The organism is Micromonospora sp. NPDC047738 (genome assembly GCF_040642675.1).
Classification (GTDB): Bacteria; Actinomycetota; Actinomycetes; order Mycobacteriales; family Micromonosporaceae; genus Micromonospora.
In genome coordinates this window covers 181403-203114 of the sequence record NZ_JBEYSO010000010.1, presented here as the reverse complement: position 1 = coordinate 203114, position 21712 = coordinate 181403, and the positions used below count along the sequence as shown (strand labels likewise).

Annotated in this window: 17 protein-coding genes and 1 tRNA gene; 7 read left to right on the top strand and 11 right to left on the bottom strand. The window is 72.3% G+C overall.

The genetic code is table 11. The annotated features are described in order from the left end of the window. Window positions 1–3 precede the first annotated feature (3 nt). Window positions 4–462, top strand: coding sequence for a hypothetical protein (locus tag ABZ783_RS18905; RefSeq protein WP_357439682.1), 459 nt, complete (start codon window positions 4–6; stop codon window positions 460–462). A 288-nt stretch (window positions 463–750) separates the two neighbouring features. Here the strand turns inward: ABZ783_RS18905 and ABZ783_RS18900 are convergent. After that, window positions 751–827 (bottom strand) — tRNA-Thr (locus ABZ783_RS18900). Window positions 828–1193: 366 nt separating this feature from the next. Between ABZ783_RS18900 and ugpC the strand changes: the two genes are divergently transcribed. Next, on the top strand, window positions 1194–2285 hold the full coding sequence (ugpC, locus tag ABZ783_RS18895) for a sn-glycerol-3-phosphate ABC transporter ATP-binding protein UgpC (protein ID WP_357439680.1): 1092 nt from the start codon (window positions 1194–1196) through the stop codon (window positions 2283–2285). Between the two features lie 63 nt (window positions 2286–2348). Here ugpC and rlmB read toward each other — a convergent pair whose 3' ends face one another. After that, window positions 2349–3464, bottom strand: coding sequence for a 23S rRNA (guanosine(2251)-2'-O)-methyltransferase RlmB (rlmB, locus tag ABZ783_RS18890; protein WP_357439677.1), 1116 nt, complete (start codon window positions 3462–3464; stop codon window positions 2349–2351). Next, window positions 3464–4879, bottom strand: coding sequence for a cysteine--tRNA ligase (gene cysS / locus ABZ783_RS18885; protein ID WP_357439675.1), 1416 nt, complete (start codon window positions 4877–4879; stop codon window positions 3464–3466). Before cysS ends, rlmB begins: the two co-directional genes overlap by 1 nt. A 63-nt stretch (window positions 4880–4942) precedes the next feature. On the opposite strand from cysS, the gene ABZ783_RS18880 reads away from it, so the two are divergent. Further along, window positions 4943–5590 (top strand): helix-turn-helix domain-containing protein, encoded by a 648-nt coding sequence (locus tag ABZ783_RS18880; RefSeq protein WP_357439672.1) that lies wholly within the window; start codon window positions 4943–4945, stop codon window positions 5588–5590. A 389-nt stretch (window positions 5591–5979) separates the two neighbouring features. Here ABZ783_RS18880 and ABZ783_RS18875 read toward each other — a convergent pair whose 3' ends face one another. The 3 genes from ABZ783_RS18875 to ABZ783_RS18865 form a co-directional block, all read right to left on the bottom strand. Then, window positions 5980–6429: a hypothetical protein gene (locus tag ABZ783_RS18875; RefSeq protein ID WP_357439669.1), complete on the bottom strand. Its 450-nt coding sequence runs from the start codon at window positions 6427–6429 to the stop codon at window positions 5980–5982. A 786-nt stretch (window positions 6430–7215) separates the two neighbouring features. Then, window positions 7216–7911, bottom strand: coding sequence for an HAD family hydrolase (locus ABZ783_RS18870; RefSeq protein WP_357439666.1), 696 nt, complete (start codon window positions 7909–7911; stop codon window positions 7216–7218). Next, entirely contained in the window at window positions 7908–8867 is a 960-nt protein-coding gene (locus ABZ783_RS18865; protein ID WP_357439663.1) for an EamA family transporter, read from the bottom strand. Before ABZ783_RS18865 ends, ABZ783_RS18870 begins: the two co-directional genes overlap by 4 nt. 85 nt (window positions 8868–8952) lie before the next feature. Here ABZ783_RS18865 and ABZ783_RS18860 point away from each other — a divergent pair, with 85 nt between their 5' ends. Then, window positions 8953–9498 (top strand): CGNR zinc finger domain-containing protein, encoded by a 546-nt coding sequence (locus ABZ783_RS18860; RefSeq protein WP_357439660.1) that lies wholly within the window; start codon window positions 8953–8955, stop codon window positions 9496–9498. A gap of 26 nt (window positions 9499–9524) precedes the next feature. Here the strand turns inward: ABZ783_RS18860 and ABZ783_RS18855 are convergent, their stop codons facing one another. Further along, window positions 9525–10934, bottom strand: coding sequence for a class II fumarate hydratase (locus tag ABZ783_RS18855; protein WP_357439657.1), 1410 nt, complete (start codon window positions 10932–10934; stop codon window positions 9525–9527). A 57-nt stretch (window positions 10935–10991) separates the two neighbouring features. Then, entirely contained in the window at window positions 10992–13973 is a 2982-nt protein-coding gene (locus ABZ783_RS18850) for a BTAD domain-containing putative transcriptional regulator (protein ID WP_357439741.1), read from the bottom strand. Between the two features lie 292 nt (window positions 13974–14265). On the opposite strand from ABZ783_RS18850, the gene ABZ783_RS18845 reads away from it, so the two are divergent. Beyond that, window positions 14266–15801 (top strand): hypothetical protein, encoded by a 1536-nt coding sequence (locus tag ABZ783_RS18845; protein WP_357439654.1) that lies wholly within the window; start codon window positions 14266–14268, stop codon window positions 15799–15801. Between the two features lie 56 nt (window positions 15802–15857). Here the strand turns inward: ABZ783_RS18845 and ABZ783_RS18840 are convergent, their stop codons facing one another. The 3 genes from ABZ783_RS18840 to ABZ783_RS18830 all read right to left on the bottom strand — a co-directional run bounded on the left by ABZ783_RS18840 (window position 15858) and on the right by ABZ783_RS18830 (window position 19640). Beyond that, window positions 15858–17525, bottom strand: a complete 1668-nt coding sequence (locus ABZ783_RS18840) for a fumarate hydratase (protein WP_357439652.1) — start codon at window positions 17523–17525, stop codon at window positions 15858–15860. Window positions 17526–17592: 67 nt separating this feature from the next. After that, the gene (locus ABZ783_RS18835) at window positions 17593–19041 is read right to left on the bottom strand and encodes a PQQ-binding-like beta-propeller repeat protein (protein ID WP_357439649.1); all 1449 of its coding nucleotides are present in this window, start codon (window positions 19039–19041) and stop codon (window positions 17593–17595) included. 101 nt (window positions 19042–19142) lie between these two features. Next, window positions 19143–19640, bottom strand: a complete 498-nt coding sequence (locus tag ABZ783_RS18830) for an Lrp/AsnC family transcriptional regulator (protein ID WP_357439647.1) — start codon at window positions 19638–19640, stop codon at window positions 19143–19145. Between the two features lie 139 nt (window positions 19641–19779). On the opposite strand from ABZ783_RS18830, the gene hppD reads away from it, so the two are divergent. Together hppD and ABZ783_RS18820 are read left to right on the top strand one after the other, a co-directional pair. Then, window positions 19780–20985: a 4-hydroxyphenylpyruvate dioxygenase gene (gene hppD, locus ABZ783_RS18825; protein ID WP_357439645.1), complete on the top strand. Its 1206-nt coding sequence runs from the start codon at window positions 19780–19782 to the stop codon at window positions 20983–20985. A 10-nt stretch (window positions 20986–20995) separates the two neighbouring features. Then, window positions 20996–21709, top strand: coding sequence for an RDD family protein (locus ABZ783_RS18820; protein ID WP_357439644.1), 714 nt, complete (start codon window positions 20996–20998; stop codon window positions 21707–21709). Window positions 21710–21712: the final 3 nt, after the last annotated feature.

The following is a 21712-nucleotide window of genomic DNA, read 5'->3' as shown; positions in this document are numbered from 1 at the left end:
CGGGTGACCGTCAAGCTGGACGGCGCCGGCACCGTGACCGGGGTCGTCCGGGACGCCGCGACCGGAGCCGGCGTGGCCGATGTCTGCCCCAGCCCGACCTGGCCGGCCTTCGACGCCAACGCCGGGCCGAACTCCTCCTGCACGTACGCCGGCGGTCAGTACCAGATCCGCAACCTCGGCCCGTACCAGTGGAAGCTGGCCTTCCCGGCGTTCGACGGGAGGCATGCGTGGGCGTGGTCCGGCAACGCGGCGACCCGGTCGTCCGCGACGCCGGTGCAGGTGACGGCCGGCGAGACCACCGCGCTGGACGTGGCGCTGCCGGCCACGGGCACGGTCAGCGGCACGGTCACCGTGCCCGAAGGCACCTGCCTGCGGTGCGTGTCCATCACCGCGGTCGACCCGACCACCGGTGACTGGGCGGGCGTGGAGACGTCCCCCGCGCCGACGGCACCTTCACGATGAAGGGTTTCAACCCGCAGGACGTGAGACTCCTCTACAGCGTGGGCGACGGCCGGGTGGCGTACCCCGACCTGATCCACACCACGGCGGGCGGTGCCGTCAGCGGCGTCGCGATCACCGTGCCGGCCGCGTAACGCCGGCGACCCCGGGCCCGTCCACCGTCGCGGTGGGCGGGCCCGCTGCCATCGGGCACCCCATCGAGGCGACAGGCGGCAGCGCGGCGCCGATGTCGGACGCCCGCTCGGCCGACCCTTGATGGGCTCGCCGGACGGGTCTTGACCAGTGAAGGCGTGGAGCCCCCGGCCGGGATCGAACCGGCGACATCTCGCTTACAAGGCGAGTGCTCTGGCCAGCTGAGCTACAGGGGCGCGTGGTGCCGTGGTCAGCATAGCGACTGAGGCCCGGAAATCCCGTTCCGCAGGGCTCCCGAGCACGGAAAACGTCAATTTCGTGACCTCGACGCCGACGTATCGACACCGGGCCGCCCGACAGCCGTGGGGATTGATGCCTCGGCGTGCCCGACTGACCGGAATGTGTATGCGGTCCGTCCCATCCCACGCACCCCGTCTTGGCACGATCGGAAAACCCGTTTACCGTGCAGTGACACGGACGACACCTCCGGTCCGCCTCGGCTGCCTGGGGTGACCGCCCGTTGGCCGGCACCGTGGGTGCCGGTCGCTCCTTCCACTCGGATCGTCCGGCACGTTCCTGCCGGTGAAAGGAAGCGCTCCACCATGGCTACGGTCACCTACGCGAAGGCGTCCCGGATCTACCCGGGCACCGAGCGCCCCGCCGTCAACAAGCTCGACCTGGAGATCGGCGACGGGGAGTTCCTCGTCCTGGTCGGCCCGTCAGGTTGCGGCAAGTCCACCAGCCTGCGGATGCTCGCCGGCCTCGAGGACGTCGACGACGGCGCCATCTACATCGACGACCGGGACGTCACCCACCTGCCGCCGAAGGCCCGCGACATCGCGATGGTCTTCCAGAACTACGCGCTCTACCCGCACATGACGGTGTACGAGAACATGGCGTTCGCGCTCAAGCTGCGCAAGACCTCGAAGTCGGAGATCGACCGGCGGGTCAAGGAGGCGGCGGCGCTGCTCCAGCTCGAGGACTTCCTCAACCGCAAGCCGAAGGCGCTCTCCGGTGGTCAGCGCCAGCGGGTCGCCATGGGCCGCGCGATCGTCCGGGAGCCGCAGGTCTTCCTCATGGACGAGCCGCTGTCGAACCTCGACGCCAAGCTCCGGGTGCAGACCCGTACGCAGATCGCGTCGCTCCAGGCCAAGCTGGGCGTCACCACCGTGTACGTGACCCACGACCAGGTCGAGGCCATGACCATGGGTCACCGGGTCGCGGTCATGCTCGACGGCGTCCTCCAGCAGGTGGACACCCCGCGGGCGCTCTACGACACCCCGGCCAACGTCTTCGTCGCCGGCTTCATGGGCTCCCCGGCCATGAACATCAAGACGGTGCCGCTGACCGAGCAGGGCGCCGAGTTCGCCGAGATGCACGTGGCGCTGACCCGCGAGCAGGTCGAGGCGGCCAAGGCCGAGGGCGGCGACGGCAAGGTCACCGTCGGTTTCCGGCCGGAGGACTGCGACCTGGTCAGCCCGACCGAGGGCGGCATGCCGGTCGTGGTCGAGCTGGTCGAGGACCTGGGCTCCGACGCCAACGTCTACGGCCACGCCGCGCTCGGCGGCAGCTCCGAGCGGTTCGTGGTGCGGACCGACCGCCGCACCATGCCGAACATGGGTGACACCGTGTTCGTCAAGCCGCGCCAGGGCCGCAGCCACGTCTTCCACGCCGCCACCGGCAGCCGGATCTGACGTACGTAAAAGGGGCGGTCCGCCACGGCGGACCGCCCCTTTTCGCGTCTTCCGGGAAGGGCGTCAGACCTCGACGGCGCGGCGCCGGGCGACCTCGGCGAGGGTGACCGCGGCGGCGACGCTGGCGTTGAGCGACTCGACGTCGGAGACCATCGGGATGCGCACGGTCAGGTCGCACGTCTCGCCGACCAGCCGGGACAGCCCGCGGCCCTCCGAGCCGACCACCACGACCAGCGGGCCGACCGCGGCCTCCAGGTCGTACAGGTCGGTCTCGCCGTCGGCGTCCAGGCCGACCACCACGAAGCCGGCGTCCTTGCACGCCTTCAGCGACCGGGTCAGGTTGGTGACCTGGGCGACCGGCACCCGCGCGGCCGCGCCGGCGCTGGTCCGCCAGGCGGTCGCGGTGATCCCGGCCGCCCGCCGTTCGGGTACGAAGACGCCCTGCGCGCCGAACGCCGCGGCGGACCGGATCACCGCGCCGAGGTTGCGCGGGTCGGTGACCCCGTCCAGCGCGACCAGCAGCGGGCACGCCTGCTCCAGCGCCGCCGCCATCAGGTCCTCGAACGGCTCGTACGCGAACGGCGGGACCTGGAGGCCGACGCCCTGGTGCAGCACCCCGCCGGTCATCCGGTCCAGCTCGGCCCGGCTGACCTCCAGGAGCGCGATGCCCCGGTCGGCGGCGGTCCGGATGATCTCGTTGACCCGGTCGTCGATGTCGATGCCCTGCGCCAGGTAGAGGGCGGTGGCCGGCACCTGGGCGCGCAGCGCCTCGAGCACCGGGTTCCGTCCGACCAGCAGCTCCGGGCTGTCCTTCGCCGGGTTGGACCGGCGGCCCGGGGCGACCCGGGGACCGCCCCGGGCGGCCGGCTTGCCCTTGCCACCCTTCACCGGGACGCCGGCGCGGCTGCCCTTGCCCCAGGTGGTGTCCTTGCTGCCCGGCTGGCCGATCTTGGGGGCGCGCCCCTCCTCGGCCGCCGAGCGGCGCTCCTTCTCCTGCTTCCAGGCGGTGCGCTGGGGCAGCTTCTCGGTGCCCGAGTATGCCTTGTGCCAGGGTCGCTCGTCGGCGGGCAGGGTGCGGCCACGGCCCGCGAGGGCGTCCCGCCCCTTGCCGCCGGAGCCCTTCGGCGCACCAGCCTTCGGCGTCAGCCGTCGGCCACGGCGCTGCGAGTTGCCGGCCATCAGTCCTGCTCTCCAATAGTCCAACGGGGGCCCTGGGGGGTGTCCTCGACCACCACGCCGGCCTGCTTGAGCTGGTCGCGTACGGCGTCGGCGGCGGCCCAGTCCTTGCGGCTGCGGGCCTGGGCGCGCTGCTCCAGGGCCAGCGCGATCAGGGAGTCCACCACGCCGCGCAGGTCGCTCGCGCGGCCACCGCCGGTCCAGGCCGGGTCCAGGGGGTCGACGCCGAGGATATCCAGCATCGCCCGGGCGGCGGCCAGGGTCGTGCGGACGGTCACATCGTCGCCGGCGGCCAGCGCGCTGTTGCCGTCCTTGACCACCTCGTGCAGCACGGCCAGGGCGGCCGAGGTGTTGAGATCGTCGTCCATCGCGGCGGCGAAGCCGGCCGGCATTTCGCCGCGCTGCCCGCCGCCGACCCGCTCGGCCGCGCGCTGCACGAAACCCTCGATCCGCCGGTACGCGACGGCGGCGTCGCGCAGCGAGTCCTCGGAGTAGTCGATGCGGGACCGGTAGTGCGCGGCGACGTAGTAGTAGCGCAACTCCACCGGGCGCACCCCGAGGGACGCCACGTAGTCCAGGTCGAGGGTGTTGCCCAGCGACTTGCCCATCTTGGCGCCGCCGATGCTGAGCAGCCCGTGGTGCACCCAGTAGCGGGCGAACGCCAGGTCGGCCGCCTGCGACTGGGCGATCTCGTTCTCGTGGTGCGGGAAGGTCAGGTCGAGCCCGCCGCCGTGGATGTCGAACTCCGCGCCCAGGTAGCGCCAGCACATCGCCGAGCACTCGATGTGCCAGCCGGGCCGGCCCCGGCCCCACGGCGACGGCCAGTACGCGTCCGCCGGCTCGTCCGGCTTGACGCCCTTCCACAGGGCGAAGTCGCGCGGATCGCGCTTGCCCCGCTCGGGTGTGTCCCCGGCAGGCTGCATGTCCTCCGGCGACTGCCCGGACAGCGACCCGTACGCCGGCCAGGAGGCCACGTCGAAGTAGACGTCGCCGGAGCCGTCGGTGGCCGGGTAGGCGTGCCCGGTCTCGATCAGCCGGGCGATCAGCTCGTGCATCTCCGGGATGTGCCCGGTGGCCCGCGGCTCGTAAGTCGGCGGCAGCACGTTCAACGCCCGGTACGACTCGCCCAGGATCTGCTCGTTGGCGTACGCGATCGACCAGAACGGCCGCTCCTGCTCCACCGCCTTGACCAGGATCTTGTCGTCGATGTCGGTCAGATTGCGGATGAAGGTCACCTCGAAGCCGGAGGCGAGCAGCCAGCGCCGCAGCACGTCGTAGTTGACGCCGGAGCGAAGGTGGCCGATGTGCGGCGGGGCCTGGAGGGTGAGACCACACAGGTAGACCCCCACCTTGCCGGTTTCCCGCGGGACGAAGTCCCGCACCGATCGGGCGGCGGTGTCATACAGGCGTAGCGTCACCGTACAAGGGTAGCCGTCCGCGACATTTCGAGGTTGTGCGGAGCCGGTCGTACGCTGCGTGCTGTGGACACGGCGGCACGGGCGGGAGAGACGGCCCAGACCCTGGACCGGGGGCTGCGCCTGCTGCACCTGGTCGCGGACGCGCCCGGCGGACTGACGGTCACCGAGGCGGCGAACCGGCTGGGCATCGGCCGGGCGGCGGTCTACCGGCTGGTCGGCGCGCTGACCGGGCACGGCATGCTGCGGCGCGACGGTGCGGGCAAGCTCCGGCTCGGTGCGGGCGTGCTGCACCTGGCCCGCCGCGCCCAACCACTGCTCGCCGAGGGCGCCCTGCCGGCGCTGCGGCGGCTGGCCGAGCAGAGCGGGGCGACGGCCCACCTGACCGTGGTCGAGGGAGGTGAGGGGGTCGCCCTCGCGGTGGTGGAGCCGAGCTGGACGTCGTTCCACGTGGCGTACCGGACCGGGTCCCGGCATCCGCTGGAGCGGGGCGCCGCGGGGCGGGCCATCCTCGCCGGCCGGTCGGGCGCCGCCGGCCCGGTGAGCACCAGCGGCGAACTGCAGTCCGGGGCGTACGGAGTGGCCGCGCCGGTGCTCGGCGTGCCCGGGTTGGAGGCGAGCGTCGGCGTGGTGTCGCTGGCCCCGCTCGACGTGGCGGTGGTCGGCGAGCAGGTCACCGTCGCCGCCCAGGCGATCGCCACCGCCCTCGCCTGACGCTGCCTGGCCCCGCCTGATCGGCGAAGCGGCGGTATCCCCCGGGTCGGATACCGCAAGGTCAGCGACCCGGGGGCCGGACACCGCCGAACCGGCGACAGAGCCGGGAGCCCCCGGAATGAAGGCGGTGGCCACCCAGGGGCCCCTAGCACAAAGTGCGGGCGGTGTGGCGGTTGTCTACAGGGCGGGGCAGCGAGACCGGCCACGGTTGTCCACAGGGATGTCCCTCGCCCGCGCTGCGCCGCCAGGCTTGTTCCCATGCCTCCTCATCCGCACCGGCCGGCCGAGTTGGCCTGGCAGGTCTTCCGTGGCTCGGACGTGGTCCAGCGTGGGCTGCTGACCCGGCATCAGCTCCGGGGCGCATCCTGGCTCCGCATCCGGCACGACGTCTACGCCGACGCCCGGTTCGACCGTGACCACGCGCTGGCCTGCCGGGCCGCCCTGATCCGGCTGCCGCCGGGCACGCTGATCGCCGGGCCCTCGGCCGCGTACCTGCACGGCGTGACGCACGCCGCTGGTTTCGCGGACGACGTGCACGTTCTGCTGCCGCCGATGGCCCGTGCCGACTCCCAGCCTGGCATCCGGGTCCATCGCATCCGTCCGGACGTGTCCCCCACCTGCGCAGGCCTCGTCATCGCCGGCAGCGCCACCGCCGGGGTGCCGGGCACCGCCAGCAGCAGCGCCGACCGGACACAGATCGCCGCCACGACCACTGGGCAGACGAGCGCCCGAAGCCGCACCGCGGACCAGACGAGCACCTCTGGCCGCACCACCGACCAGACGAGCATCGCCGCCGGTCGGACGAGCACCGCGAGCATCGCCGCCGGTCGGATCGACAACGCCAACCGGTCCATTCCGACGTCGGCGCGCGCCACCTCCGTTCGACCGGTCAGGCGGGCTGCCCCGCCCGTCGCCCGTCGGGCCGGTCAGGTCGGAGCAGACCCGATTCGCCCTGGCCGTTCGTCCTGGGTGCCGCGCAGCGGCCCGGCGGCGTGTGCCTGGGAGACTGCGGTGTGGGCCGACCCGGTGCGGGCGGTCGGCATCCTCGACGCGCTGCTGGCTCAAGGCATGGTCAGCCGGAGCACACTCGCCGACACAGCGGACCGCAACGCTGGACGACCCGGTGGCCGACGCGCGAGTTGGGTGTTCGGGTTGGCGGATCCGGCGGCGCAGTCACCGCCGGAGTCGCACCTACGGGTCCGCCTGGTGCTGGCCGGGTTGCCGCGACCGGTCGCGCAGCACCCGGTCCGGTTCGACTCCGGGCTGGTCCTGCATCCTGATCTGGCCTGGCCGCAGTTCCGGGTCGCCGTCGAATACAAACGGCACGTGGCACGCCGACGCCGACCAGCTGCACCGCGACCGGCAACGGCTCAACCAGTTCGTCGGTGGCGGCTGGCTGGTGCTGCACGTGACCAGCCACCGCCTGCACCGGGATTTCCCCGCCGTGGTCCGCGAGGTCCGGGCCGCGCTCGTCGCCCAGGGGGGGCGAGCGTGAGATGCGCCGAAACGTCGATGTGGCGGTATCCCGGGCACCTGGATACCGCCACATCGCCGACACGGTCCACGGTCGCGGACCCGGCGCGGGCCCCGCGGCGGGAGGGTGCGGCTGAGGGCCGGGGGACGAGTCAGGGGCGGGCGAGGAGGTCGAGGAGGAGGTCGGGGAGGTCGGCGAGCGTGGGCACCTCGGCGTCCGGGGTCAACCCGGGGGGGCGGGGCAGGCCGGCCCGGTTCAGCCAGACGGCGCGCAGTCCGACGCGCTGCGCCGCCACCACGTCGTGCTCTGGCGAGTCCCCGACGTACACGATCCGCTCGGGCGGCAGTCCGGCCGCCGTCACCACGGCGGCGTAGAACTCCGGCGCGGGCTTCTTCGGCAGGCCGTTCTCGTGCGCGTACAGCTCGAAGGTGAACTGGCCGGCGAGCCCGCAGCGTTCGGCGCGGCTGTTGCCGTTGGTGGCCAGGCCGAGCAGGTGCCGCGGGCGCAGCGCGGCCAGCGCGGGCACCGCGTCCGGGAACGGCCGGCTCAGCGCGAAGCGGCGGGCGAAGAAGAGCGCGGCGAACTCGTCCAGGTGCTCGTCGAGGCCGGCCCGGGCCAGCGACCGGGCCAGCGCAGCCCGGCGGATCTCCTGCACCGGCGCGGCGCTCAGCGCGCCGAACACCGCACCCCAGTCCGACTCCAGGTCCGCCAGGGAGACCCCCGCGGCCGCCGGGGCCCACCGCCGCATCTCCTCGAGTACGGCCACCAGCGCGCCGGTGACCGCCGGGCGCAGGTCGATCAGGGTCTCGTCGGCGTCGAAGACGACCGCGGTACGCGGTTCGCTCACCGCTCGCCGGCCAGCGCCGGCTCGGTCGGGGCCGGCGGGACCGCCTCCGGCGTGCGCAGCTCGTCCAGCCGGACCAGGGCGACCCCGACCACGATCAAGGCCCCGCCGAGCAACTGGACAGCCGTCGGCAGTTCGGCCAGCACCAGCCAGGCGATCAGCACCGCGAACATCACCTCGGTCAGCCCGACGAAGGAGGACAGGCGCGCGCCGAGCAGCCGGGCTCCCGCGACCCCGGCCAGATACGCGACCACCGCGGCGATCAACGACAGCCCGGCGATCGGCACCAGCCAGCTCACCTGGTGTCCGGCGAAGGTGACGTCGGCGGTGTCGGCCCGCAGCGGCAGCAGCCGGGCCATGCCGAGCAGGGCGAGTGCCAGCGCGCCGATGGCCATCCCGCCGCTCGCCATCACCACGGACGGCAGCGCGGCGTCGACCCGACCGGCGATGACGTAGTAGCCGGCCAGCCCGACCCCGGCGCCAAGCCCCCAGAGCACCCCGATCGGGTCGAGCCGTCCGGCGCCGGTCAGGTCCAGCACGAACACGAGCCCGCCGAGCGCGGTCAGCGACCCGATCACGGTGAGCAGTCGGGGCCGCTGGCCGTGGACCAGCCACATCCAGCCGACCACCAGCACGATGCCCAGATACTCCAGCAGGAGCGCGACACCGACCGGCAGGTAGCGGACCGCGTTGAAGAAGCACGCCTGGGCCACCGCCACCCCGAGCAGTCCGAACACGACGATCGTGCCGGCGTTGCGCCGCAGCACCGGCCACCGCCCGCGCAGCGCCAGCAGCGCCGGCACGGCCAGCACCAGCGCCGCGATGCCGACCCGGGCCAGCACCACCGCCTCGGCGGACCAGTCGCCGGCGATCAGGGAACGGGCGAAGGTGCCCGAGGTGGCGAACGTGAGCGCGGAGAGCAGGGCCAGGCCGAGGCCGACGCCGGACCGTTCACGCATCGACAGCTCCTTGATCGAACGACCGGTCATTGGTGAAACATGGTTATGCTGATGACGCTAGGCCGGCATCCTGACAGGAGTCAAGTTGCTATTCGCCCATGACACCGAGTGTGGCCTGGTCGCCGCCGCAGGACTGGTGAACACCGCCGGGCCGGACCGGGAGGGCCTGCCCGACGTGCCCGCCCTCGACGAGTTCATCGCCGCGCACGGCTGGACCGGCCGGCACGAGCACACCGACGCGGAGCTGCGCGAGGTCCGCGCGCTGCGCCCCCGGCTCCGCCGGATCTGGTACGCCGACACCGACGAGGTGGTGGCCATCGTCAACGGGCTGCTCCGCGAGTCGCACGCGCTGCCCCAGCTCATCCGGCACGACGGCGAGCCGTACCACCTGCACGCCGTGCCGCGCGACGCGCCGCTGGCGACCCGGATCGCCGTCGAGGCCGCCATGGCGATGGCCGACCTGGTCCGCACGGGTGAGCTCAGCCGGCTACGCCTGTGCGACCACCCGGACTGCGACAAGGTACTGGTCGACCTCTCGAAGAACCGGTCCCGCCGGTTCTGCGACACCGGCTGCGGCAACCGTGCGGCGGTGAGCGCCTACCGAGCCCGCAAGGCGGCGGCCCACTCCTGACCGGCCGGCACGATCCGGAGCCCCGGTCAGGGGTGGGTCATCCGGAGCAGGTCCAGGGCCTCGTCGAGCTGGGCCTCACTGAGCTTGCCCGAGGCGACGTGTCCCCGGGAGAGCACCACCTCCCGGATCGACACCTGCCTGGCCAGCGCCTCCTTGGCGATCGAGGCGGCCTCGTCGTAGCCGAGGTGGCGGTTGAGCGGGGTGACGATCGACGGTGAGCCCTCGGCGTACGCCAGACAGACCTCGGCGTCCGCGACCAGGCCGACCACCAGGCGGTCGGCGAAGAGGCGGCTCGACGCGGCCAGCAGCTTGATCGACTCCAGTAGGTTGCGGCCCATCACCGGGAGCATCACGTTCAGCTCGAAGTCGCCCTGCGAACCGGCGAACGCGACGGTGGCGTCGTTGCCGATGACCTGTGCACAGACCTGCCGCATCGCCTCGGCGACCACCGGGTTCACCTTGCCCGGCATGATCGACGAGCCGGGCTGGAGATCGGGGATGCGCAGCTCCCGCAGGCCGGCCCGGGGGCCGGAGCCCATCCAGCGGATGTCGTTGGCGATCTTGTACAGGCCGACCGCGATGGTGCGGAGCTGGCCGGAGGTCTCCACCAGCGCGTCCCGCGCACCCTGCGCCTCGAAGTGGTTGCGCGCCTCGGTCAGCGGCAGCCCGGTCGACTCGCGCAGCTTCTCGATCACCCGGCCCGCGAAGCCGAGCGGGGTGTTGATGCCGGTGCCGACGGCGGTGCCGCCGAGCGGGAGTTCGGCCAGCCGCGGCAGCGCGGACTCCAGCCGCTCGATGCCGTAGCGGACCTGGGCGGCGTACCCGCCGAACTCCTGGCCCAGGGTGACCGGGGTGGCGTCCATCAGGTGGGTACGCCCCGCCTTGACCACGGTCTCGAACTCGGCTGCCTTCTCCTCCAGCGCCCCGGCCAGGTGCTTCAACGAAGGGATCAGATCCTCCACCACGAACTGGGTGGCGGCCAGGTGGATCGACGTCGGGAACACGTCGTTGCTGGACTGCGAGGCGTTGACGTCGTCGTTCGGGTGCACGTTCCGGCCCAGCTCCCGGCTGGCCAGCGTGGCGATCACCTCGTTGGCGTTCATGTTGGACGACGTGCCGGAGCCGGTCTGGAAGACGTCGACCGGGAACTGGTCGTCGTAGCCGCCGTCGGCCACGTGCGCGGCGGCGGTGGTGATCGCCTCGGCCACGTCCGCCCCGATTACCCCCAGCTCGCCGTTGACCTGGGCGGCGGCCCCCTTGATCTGCGCCAGCGCCTTGATCTGGGCCGGTTCCAGGCCCCGCCCCGAGATCGGAAAGTTCTGCACCGCACGCTGGGTCTGCGCCCGCCACAACGCCTCGGCTGGGACCTCCACCTCGCCCATCGAGTCGCGTTCGATCCGGTAGCCGGTCGCCTCTGGAGTCGTCACGCGTACCATCCTGCCGCGCGGGTCGCCGACCCGCAGCGAAAGCTCCGCCCGCGCCGGCCCCGGGGCTCAGCCCAGCTCGGCCAGCAACTGCTCGGTACGCCGCTGGTCCGGCGACTCGATCTGACGGAACAGGGCCAGCGCCCGGCTCGCGTGCGTGCGGGCCTGCTGCGGGTCGGTGTCGCGCAGACAGCGGGCGATGCCGTCCAGCGCCTTGGCCTGCTCGTAACGGACTTTCAGCCTGGTGGCGTCCGCCAGCACCCGGCGGTGCAGGTCGAGCGCGCTCGCCACGTCCCCCTGGTCGAGGATGGCCTGTGCCAGCAGGTTCCGCGAGGCGCACTGCCCGATCCGGTCCCCCACCTCCATCATCTTCACCAGCGCGTCCCGGTGCAGCGAGGCGGCCGCCTCGGGCCGCCCGGCGTGGCGCTCGATCAGGCCGAACTCGTTGAGCACCTCGCCCACGCCCACCTGGTTGCCCGACTTCCGCTTGAGGCGGAGCCCCATGCGGAGCAGCCGGCGGGCCGGCTTCCCGTGGCCCAGGCGATTCCGGATCATCCCCAGGTGGGCGATCGCGTGGGCCAACTGACGGGCGTCGTCGACCTGCCGGGCGAGCAGGAGATGCCGCCGGCTGATCCGCAGCGCCTCGTCGTACCGGCCGGCCATGAAGTGGGCGAAGGACAGGTTGTTCAGCAGGACGGCCATGGCAGCAAGATCGTCCGGTCCCTGGAACATGGCCCGCGCGGCCGCGAAGCACTCCGCGCCGCGGCGGGCGTCACCGTTGATCGTGTGGGAGACGCTGAGGTTGCCAAGCGTGTTGCGTACCTCGTGCGGGAGCCCCAGTCGGCGCCAGAGGTCGACGGCCGTCTCCATCAGGTCGATGGCCTCCGCGAACCGGGCCCGCCGGAAGTACGCCGAGGCGAGGTAGTTCAGCATCGTCGCGAGCGCCTCGTCGTCGCCCAGGCTTTCGGCAGCCCGCCGGCCGACGTCGTGCATCTCGATCAGCTCGTCGAGGTGACCACCGTCGAACTGGGCCCGCCAGCTCGCCCGGGCGAGCTGCCAGCAGTGCCGGAGGAACCCCTCGGCCGCGGCCAGCCGGGCCAGCGCCGGCAGCAGCGCCCGGTTCTCGTCGAACCAGCTCCGCCCCTGGGCGACCGAGGCGGCGACCAGGTCGGGACGGGACGGTTCAGGCAGCCGCAGGGCCAGCCGGCTGGTCGCCCACTCGATCTGACGAGCCAACTCGGCGGCCACATACAGGTGGTGGTCCAGGAGCCGGCGCAGGGCGTCCCGCCGTTCCTCGGCCCGGTCCGGCTCGGCGAGCAGGAGCCGGGCGTACTCCCGGATGAGGTCGTGCAGCCGATACCGGCCCGGCTCCGCTTCCTCGGTGAGGTGGGCGTCGACCAGTTCGTCCAGCACATCCTGAACCTCGTAGACGGACAGATCCGCGAGGGCGGCGGCCACCCGGTTGTCGAACCGTACGCCGGGGTGCAGCCCGAGCAGCCGGAACATCCGTTGCGCGCCGGGCGGCACCTGGGCGTACGACAGGGCGAAAGCCTGCCCCACCGACCGGTCCCCAGCCGCGAACTCGGCCAGCGGGTTCCGCCCACCGGCCAGGCGCTCGGCCAGGTCCGCGATCCGCCAGGCGGGACGGTGGGCCAGGCGGGCGCCGGCCAGCCGGATGGCCAGCGGCAGGTGACCGCAGCGGCGGGCCACCTCGGCGGCGGCGTCCGGTTCGGCGGCGACCCGCTCCGGGCCGGCGATCCGGGCGAGCAGCTCGACCGCCTCGCCGGGCGCCAGCACCGGCAGCGACGAGGGCCGCCCGTCGTCGAGCCCGATCAGCCGACGTCGGCTGGTGATCAGGACCAGATTGTCCGGCCCGTTGGGCAGCAGCGGCGCCACCTGCGCGGTGTCGGCCGCGTTGTCGAGCACCACCACGGCTCGCCGGTTGGCCAGCTCGCTGCGCCACATCGCCAGCCGGTCGTCCAGTTCGAGCGGCACTCGCTCGGGCGGCACGCCGAGCTGGCGGAGCAGCATCGCCACCGCCGCCGCCGGGGTCAGCGGGCTGCGCTCGCTGTGCCCGTGCAGGTCGAGGAAGAGCTGCGCGTCGGGATAACGGTCGCCGAGCACGGCCGCGACGTGCACGGCCAGGGTGGTCTTGCCACTGCCGGCCATCCCGTCGATCAGCTGGATCCGGGCCCCGTCCTCCTCGATCTCCCGTACCAGCCGGGCCACCGTCTCCTGCCGCCCGGTGAAGTCGCCGATCGCCCGGGGCAGCGAGCGGACCGGCAGGGTGAGGCGACTCTCCTGGCCACCGAACGCCAGGTCGCCCGCGAGCACCCGCTGGTGCAGCTCCTGCAACGCGGCACCGGGCTCGATGCCCAGCTCCTCGGCGTAGATGCGGCGGCCCTCGCGATAGACGGCGAGGGCGTCCGCCTGCCGGCCGACCGCGGACAGGGCGAGCATGAGCTGGCCGCGCAGCCGCTCCCGCAGCGGATGCCGGTCCACGCTCTCGGTCAGCTCGTCGATCAGGTCGGCTGCCCGGTGCAGACGCAGTTCGACGTCGACGCACTCCTCCAGGGTGGCGATGCGCTGCTCGTCGAGGGCCAGTGCCCGGCGCCGTACGCGCCGGCTGGCGATGCCGCTCAAGGCCGGGCCGCGCCAGAGCGCGAGCGCGGTCCGGTAGTGCCGGCGCGCCTCGGTCGGCTGTCCGCCGGCCACCGCGGCCCGACCGGCCTCGACCGCACGGGCGAAGACCTCCGCGTCCAGATCGGCCGGATCGATCCGGATGCCGTAGCCGACCGGGTCGGTGACGATGGTCTCCGCGGGCAGCCCGAGCAGGGCGAGCCGCTGCCGCAGTCGCGACACGCAGATCTGGAGCTGGGCGCGGGCGGTGGCCGGGGGGCTCTCCTCCCAGACCGCGTCGACCAGCTCCTCGACGGACACCACCCGGCCGGCACGCAGCAGCAGCATGGCGAGCACGGTCCGGTCCCGTCCCGCGGTGACGGTGGCCTCGCCACCACCCACCCGCAGGGGCCCCAGGATCCCGAACCGCATCTGCTCCCCGTACGCCTTCCTGTGCAACTTCCAGCAGGGTAGCCCGACGGTCACAGATTGCCGCGCCCGGACGATAGCGATGTGATAGCGGATCGACAGCGCCAGCCCGCAGACTCGTCACGGTTGTCGGTGACGACATCCGACGGGGGCGGTGCGCCCGTCCGGGCGCGCTTTCCGGGCGGGCGCACCGATGTCGCCATGCACCTGACGACGGGTGAGCGCCGGACCCGAGGCCCCGTTGCTCGACGAACTTAAGATCATCACATCATTGCGCATCTCACTCGGAGGCTTCATGTCGATTCGACACGGGGGATCGGCGCGGCGGGCGGCCACGACGGCCGGCGCTCTCCTACTGGCCACCGGCGGCCTGTTGGCCGTGACCGGGCAACCAGCGGCGGCGATGGTCGACTACGTCACCCCGGCCAGCGTCGCGTGGACCGACGCCCGCCAGCCGACCAGGTCCTTCTCCCCTTCCGGCGACACCGTTCCGGTCGGCACCTGGGAGGCCGACGGGGCCAAGCACACCGCCCGGGCCTACTTCACCTTCGACCTGACGCCCTACCGAGGGCAGCGGGTCGTCTCGGCCCGCGCCATCACCGGGGAGTCGAAGGTCAACGACTGCGACAAGCCGCGCGAGATCGAGCTGTGGCGGACCGACCCGCCCACCACCGCCCCGACCTGGAACACCGCGCCGAACGTACGGGAGAAGGTGGCGGACATCGCCTACCCCGACCTGCCCTGCGGAAGCAGCTTCATCGGGGTGATGATCACCGAGGCGGTGCGCCAGGCGGTGGCGGACGGGCAGGACCAGCTCACGCTGATGGCGCGGATCGCCGACGACCACGAGGAGAGCAAGCACTACGGCCGCCGGATCAAGAACGTCGGCATCTCCCTAGACCACAACACCCCGCCGAACGTTCCCGACCAGCTCATGGTCGACGGCACGGCGTGCGATAGCCCGCTAATGATCCGTAACACCAGGCCGACACTCCGGGCCAGTGTCTCCGACCCGGACGTCAACGAGACCGGCGGCCACGACCAGGTGGCGGCGACCTTCGCCTGGTGGCCGGTCGACCGGCCGGCCGAGCGGACGGAGGCGACCCTCGACGGTCAGTCCAGCCCGTCCCGGTACGTTTACCAACTCCCGGCGGGCAGGCTCATCCACGGGAACACCTACGCCTTCTCGGTGCGGGCGTCTGACCAGCACGACAGCTCGGACTGGTCGCCGGAGTGCCGGTTCACCGTCGACACGGAGGCGCCGGCTGCGCCGACCGTCACCTCCACCGACTACCCGGCCGGAGGCGATTCGGAGGCCGGCGGGCCCGGCATCCCGGGCAGCTTCACCTTCACCGCCGACGCCGACGACCTGGCGGGCTTCAGCTACGGCGAACCCGGTTTGAGTTCGCACTTCGTCCCAGTGGACCCGTCGGGCCGGTCGGCGACGGTGAGCTACGCACCGATGCTGCACGGACCGAGGCGGCTCGTCGTGCAGAGCGTCGACAAGGCCGGGAACTCCTCCGAGGACACGGTCTACGAGTTCCGGGTCCGCTTCACCGCGCCGACGATCACCGACGAGGACCCGGAGGCACCGGCCGGTACGCCACGTCGGATCACCTTCGCGCCGGGCATGGGGAACGTCGTCGAGTACACCTACCGGCTCAACGAGGGCGAGGAGATCACCGTCCGCGCCGACGCGGACGGCATCGCACGGGTGACCATCACGCCGGAAGTCTCCGACGTGTACTTCCTGTACGTCCGCAGCCGGACCGCGGACGGATTGCCCTCGGCCGAGGCCTGGACCTTCTTCTGGGTGCCGGAAGCGGGGTGACGACAAAAGGGGCGCCGGCAGGCCCGCCCGGCGCCCCTTTTTCGCCTACGTCCGCGTCAGCGCCGGCCGACGGTGAGCACCGGCTTGGTGACCTCGGCGAAGAAGTCGTTGCCCTTGTCGTCGACCACGATGAAGGCGGGGAAGTCCTCCACCTCGATCTTCCAGATCGCCTCCATGCCGAGCTCGGGGTATTCGAGCACCTCGACGTGCTTGATGCAGTCCTGAGCGAGCCGGGCGGCCGGGCCGCCGATCGAGCCGAGGTAGAAGCCGCCGTGCTGCTGGCAGGAGCGGGTGACCTGGGCGGAGCGGTTCCCCTTGGCCAGCATCACCATCGACCCGCCGGCCGCCTGGAACTTCTCCACGTACGCGTCCATCCGGCCGGCCGTGGTCGGGCCGAACGAGCCGGAGGCGTAGCCCTCGGGAGTCTTGGCCGGACCGGCGTAGTAGACGGCGCGGTCGCGGAGGTACTGCGGCATCGGCTCACCGGCGTCCAGCCGCTCGGCGATCTTGGCGTGCGCGATGTCCCGGGCCACCACCAGCGGGCCGGTCAGCGACAGCCGGGTCTTCACCGGGTACTTCGACAGCTCGGCGCGGATCTCGTCCATCGGCCGGTTGAGGTCGACCCGGACCACCTCGGACGCGTCGAGCTGCGCATCGGTCACGTCGGGCAGGTAGCGCGCCGGGTCGGTCTCCAGCCGCTCCAGCCAAACCCCGGACGGAGTGATCTTGGCGACGGCCTGCCGGTCGGCGGAGCAGGACACGGCGATCGCCACCGGGCAGGAGGCCCCGTGCCGGGGCAGCCGGACCACCCGCACGTCATGGCAGAAGTAGCGGCCGCCGAACTGCGCGCCGATGCCGAAGTTGCGGGTCAGCTCCAGCACCTCGGCCTCCAACTCCAGGTCACGGAAGCCGTGCGCGCTCATCGAGCCGGAGGTGGGCAGGGCGTCCAGGTACTTGGCGGAGGCGTACTTGGCGGTCTTCAGCGCGTACTCGGCGGAGGTGCCGCCGATGACGATGGCCAGGTGGTAGGGCGGGCAGGCCGCGGTGCCGATCAGCCGCAGCTTCTCCTCCAGGAACTGCATCATCCGCGTCGGGTTCAACAGCGCCTTGGTCTCCTGGTAGAGGTACGACTTGTTGGCCGACCCGCCGCCCTTGGCCATGAACAGGAACTTGTACGCGTCCGGGTGCCCGTCCGGGTCCTCGGCGTAGAGCTCCACCTGGGCGGGCAGGTTGCTGCCGGTGTTCCGCTCCTCCCACATGGTCAGCGGGGCGAGCTGTGAGTAGCGCAGGTTCAGCCGGGTGTACGCCTGGTAGACGCCGCGTGAGATGGCCTCGGCGTCGGTGCCGTCGGTGAGCACGTGCCGGCCGCGCTTGCCCATCACGATCGCGGTGCCGGTGTCCTGGCACATCGGCAGCACGCCGCCGGCGGCGATGTTGGCGTTGCGCAGCAGGTCCAGCGCGACGAACCGGTCGTTCGGCGAGGCCATCGGGTCGTCGATGATCGACCGGAGCTGGGCCAGGTGCGCCGGGCGCAGGAAGTGGGCGATGTCGTGCATCGCCTCGGCGGTCAGCGCGGTCAGCGCGGAGGGCTCCACGGTGAGGAAGCGACGGCCACCCGGGCCGTTGACGACGTCGACGCCCTCGTCGGTGACCAGGCGGTATTCGGTGTGGTCGGGACCGGTCGGCAGCAAGGGGGCGTACGAGAACGCGGCGGCACTGCTCATGACGGAAAAGCCTAGGGCAGCGGCGTCGATCGGTGGCACCCGCCGGGGGCGTCCTGGGATGCCGCTCTCACCCGCCGTCGCCCGGCGAGTCGCACAGCTCCCGCTTCGGTCCGCAGTTCCCCTGATCCGACGGGGGGTCGGAGGTGCTGCCGCCCGGGTTCGGGCCGGGGACGCTGCCCCCGTCGACGGGCGGGGGCCCCGCCGACGTCCCGGCGCCCCAGCGGGCGTACCCGATCTCCCGACCCTCCCCGATGATCATGCCGTTCGGGCCGACCGCCAGGGCGTTCGCCGAGGTACGCAGCACCGCGAGCTCCCGTCCGGTACGCGGGTCGACCGCGATCAACCGGGACGGCTTCTCCTCGCCGATCACCGCCGCGTACGGGGTGAGGGCCGCCCCGCTCTTCGATCCGGCGGCCCGGGTCCACCGGTTCCGGTCGACCGACAGCTCCCGGCCGAGGATCGAGCGCTTGTCCGCGCTGCGCACCAGCGCGTACCGGTCGTCGACGGCGAGCAGCTTCTCACCGTCCGCGCCGACGTGGAGCAGCCGGCCGTCGTACCCGTCGAGCACCGCCTCGCGGCCGTCCGGGGCGACCCCGATCAGCACGTTCCGGGCGCCCTGCGGGTCCTCCCGCTGCACGCAGCCGGCGTAGTCCGCGGTCCGCAGGTTCACCCCGCTCCGCTGCCACACCTGCTGGCCGGTCGCCGGGTCGACGGCGGAGACGGCGAAGTAGCAGCTGCCGTCGCGGGAGGTGGCGTTGATCCGGAGCAGCCGGCCGCCGATCACGGCCAGCCGCTCCTCCCGGCCGGGCTGGACGTTCTGCAGCACCCGGCCGGTGGCCGTGTCCACCACGTGCACCCGCCCGTCGACGGGGAAGCCGAGCAACGGCGGGACGTCCTCCGGCCCGGCCACGCCGCCGTCGATCCGAGGGGCGCTCAGCCGCCGGGTGCCGAGCAGGTCCGGGTTGTCGGCGAGCAGCCCGCTGTGCACGCCGGGCAGGAACGCGGTCCACAGCGGCTTGGTGCCGCGCGGTTCCCAGGCGCTCAGCGTGCAGTCGGTGGCGTCCGCGCAGCGCGCGTCGAGCAACAGGTTCCGGTAGGTCCAGACCGCCACCGCCCGGTCGTCGCTCCGGCGCACCGCGCCGCTGGTCGGGTCGAGCAGCTCGTACCCCTTCACGAGGAGCTTGCCCACGGCGACGACCGGGTCCCGGTCGCCGCCGGCGACCGCCGCCCAGTCCGCCTTGCGCTCCCAGAGCTGGGTGCCGGTGGCCAGGCTGCGCGCCTCGACCCGGGTGCGTTGCTCGACGACGACGGTGTCGCCGGCGATGGTGACGCTCTTCGGGGTGCCGCCGACCCGCTGCTGCCAGACCACGTCCGGCTCGGCGATCGGCTCGCTCCGGTCGACCCAGTCCCACATGGTCGGGAACGGGTTCCACACGCCGGTGGCGGCGAGCACGATCACGGTGATGAGCCCCAGCAGCAACCAGCCGCGTACGCCAAGGCCCTTCACACCGCACACGGTAGCGACGATCACCGCGCCGCCGAGCCCGCGCGGCTGCGTGTCGCGCCGGTTTCTAAGCCGGCCAGCGTGTTAAGAGGGGCGCCGGACCGCGTAAGGCGTCAGGCCGGGGCCCGGCGGGCGGCGGAGCGGACCAGGGGAAGCGTGCGGTAGGGGATCTGCTCGGCGAGCGCGATGATCGTGGAGGCGCGCCGGATCCCCTCCGACGAGACGATCTGGTCGATCACCCGCTGCAGGTCGGTGTTCGACCGGGCCACGATCCGGCAGAGCAGGTCGCTGGAGCCGGTGATGGTGTGCGCCTCCAGCACCTCGGGGATGGCGGCCAGGTGCGCGGTGACCGGATCGTGGCCGTGCCGCTGGCTGATCTCCAGGGTCACGAAGCTGGTCACCCCGAAGCCGATCGCGGCCGGGGCGATGTCCGGGCCGAAGCCGGCGATCACCCCCCGGTCGGCCAGCTTGTCGAGCCGGGCCTGGACGGTGCCCCGGGCCACGCCGAGTCGGCGGGAGCACTCCAGCACCCCGATCCGCGGCTCCTCGGCGAGCAGTTCGATCAACCGCGCATCCAGCTCGTCGAGCTGTACATCCTGACCAGCGTTCATGGGGTTTCACTTTACGGAATGCACAAGCTGACCAGCAATTCTGGCAACTATTGCCCAACCGGCGGCGGGAAAGCAATCCTCGCCACAACAGCAGTCAACGGCGGCCCACCAGGCCGGCCGGTACGCAAGGGAGGCCACCATGACCCAGGCGATCGACCGACCCCAGTCGACCGAGGAGGTCGACGTCGACGCCCTCGTCGGCGCCGTCGACCACGACATCAGCCGGGACCCGTTCCCGGTCAAGGGTCTCGACCACGTGCACTTCCTGGTGGGCAACGCCAAGCAGGCCGCCCACTACTACTCCACCGCGTTCGGCATGACCTGCGTGGCGTACCGGGGCCCGGAGCAGGGCTACCGGGACCACGCCCAGTACGTGCTGGTCAGCGGCTCGGCCCGATTCGTGCTGACCGGCGCGGTCCGCCCGGACGCCGAGGGCGCCGAGCACGTGGCGAAGCACAGCGACGGCGTCTCCGACATCGCGCTGGAGGTGCCGGACGTGGACGCCGCGTACGCGCACGCCACCGCGCAGGGCGCGACCGGCCTGGTCGAGCCGCACGACGTCACCGACGAGCACGGCACCGTCCGGCTGGCGGCCATCGCCGCGTACGGCGACACCCGGCACACCCTGGTCGACCGGTCCCGCTACACCGGCCCGTTCCTGCCCGGCTTCGTGGCCCGCGGGCCGATCGTGGACCGGCAGCCGATGATCGACGCCGGCATCCAGCCGAAGCGTTTCTTCCAGGCCGTCGACCATGTGGTCGGCAACGTGGAGCTGGGCCGGATGGACGAGTGGGTCGAGTTCTACAAGCGCGTCATGGGCTTCAGCAACATGGCCGAGTTCATCGGCGACGACATCGCCACCGACTACTCGGCGTTGATGAGCAAGGTGGTCGCGAGCGGCACCCGCAAGGTGAAGTTCCCGCTCAACGAGCCGGCCGTCGCCCGCAAGAAGTCACAGATCGACGAGTACCTGGAGTTCTACCAGGGGCCGGGTGCCCAGCACATCGCCGTGGCCACCAACGACATCCTGGCCAGCGTCGACGCCATGCGGGCCGCCGGCGTCGAGTTCCTCGACACCCCGGACTCCTACTACGAGGACCCGGAGCTGCGCGCCCGGATCGGCCAGGTGCGGGTGCCGATCGAGGAACTGCAGTCCCGCAAGATCCTGGTCGACCGGGACGAGGACGGCTACCTGCTTCAGATCTTCACCAAGCCGGTGCAGGACCGTCCGACGGTCTTCTTCGAGCTGATCGAGCGGCACGGCTCGCTCGGCTTCGGCAAGGGCAACTTCAAGGCACTGTTCGAGGCGATCGAGCGGGAGCAGGAGAAGCGCGGCAACCTGTAACACTGTCCGCGTGACCCAGCCTCCCTCGAACGCGTCTCCGCCGCCCGCCGGGCCCCCGCCCGCGGGCGGCGGCTTCGCGCCGCCTTCCGGACCGCCGTACGCGCCCCCCGCGCAGTACGCCCCGCCGGCGTACGCCGGGCTGCCGGGCTATCCCCCGCCCGCGCATCCGCCGTACCCGGGATTCGTGCCGCCGGCGCTGGCGCCGAACGGTCAACCGCTCGCCAGCTTCACCGACCGGCTGCTCGCGTGGCTGATCGACACCGCGGTGGCGAGCGTCCTCGCCATGGTGCTCTTCCTGCCGGTCTTCGTCTGGCTGGTGGTCCGGATGGTGGACCAGATGCCGCCGCCCGGCCCGGACGGGACGGTGGTCGAGCCCGACCCGTCGGTGCTCATCACCGACGTCTTCCTGCCGGTGCTCCTCGCCGAGCTGGGGATCTTCGCGCTCCTGCTCGTCTTCTACTGGCTCTACCACGTGGAGTACGCCCACCGGACCGGCCAGACGCTCGGCAAGAAGGTGACGAAGATCCGCATCGTCCCGGTCGAGCCGGGCGCCACCCTGACCCGGGGCGCGCTGGGCAAGCGGTACCTGGTGGAGTTCGTCGCCGGCTCGCTGGTGCCCTTCGCCAGCTACCTCGACGGTTTCTGGCAGCTCTGGGACAAGCCCTGGCAGCAGTGCCTGCACGACAAGTTCGCCGGAACCGTCGTCGTTAAGGTTGCACCGTGAGCG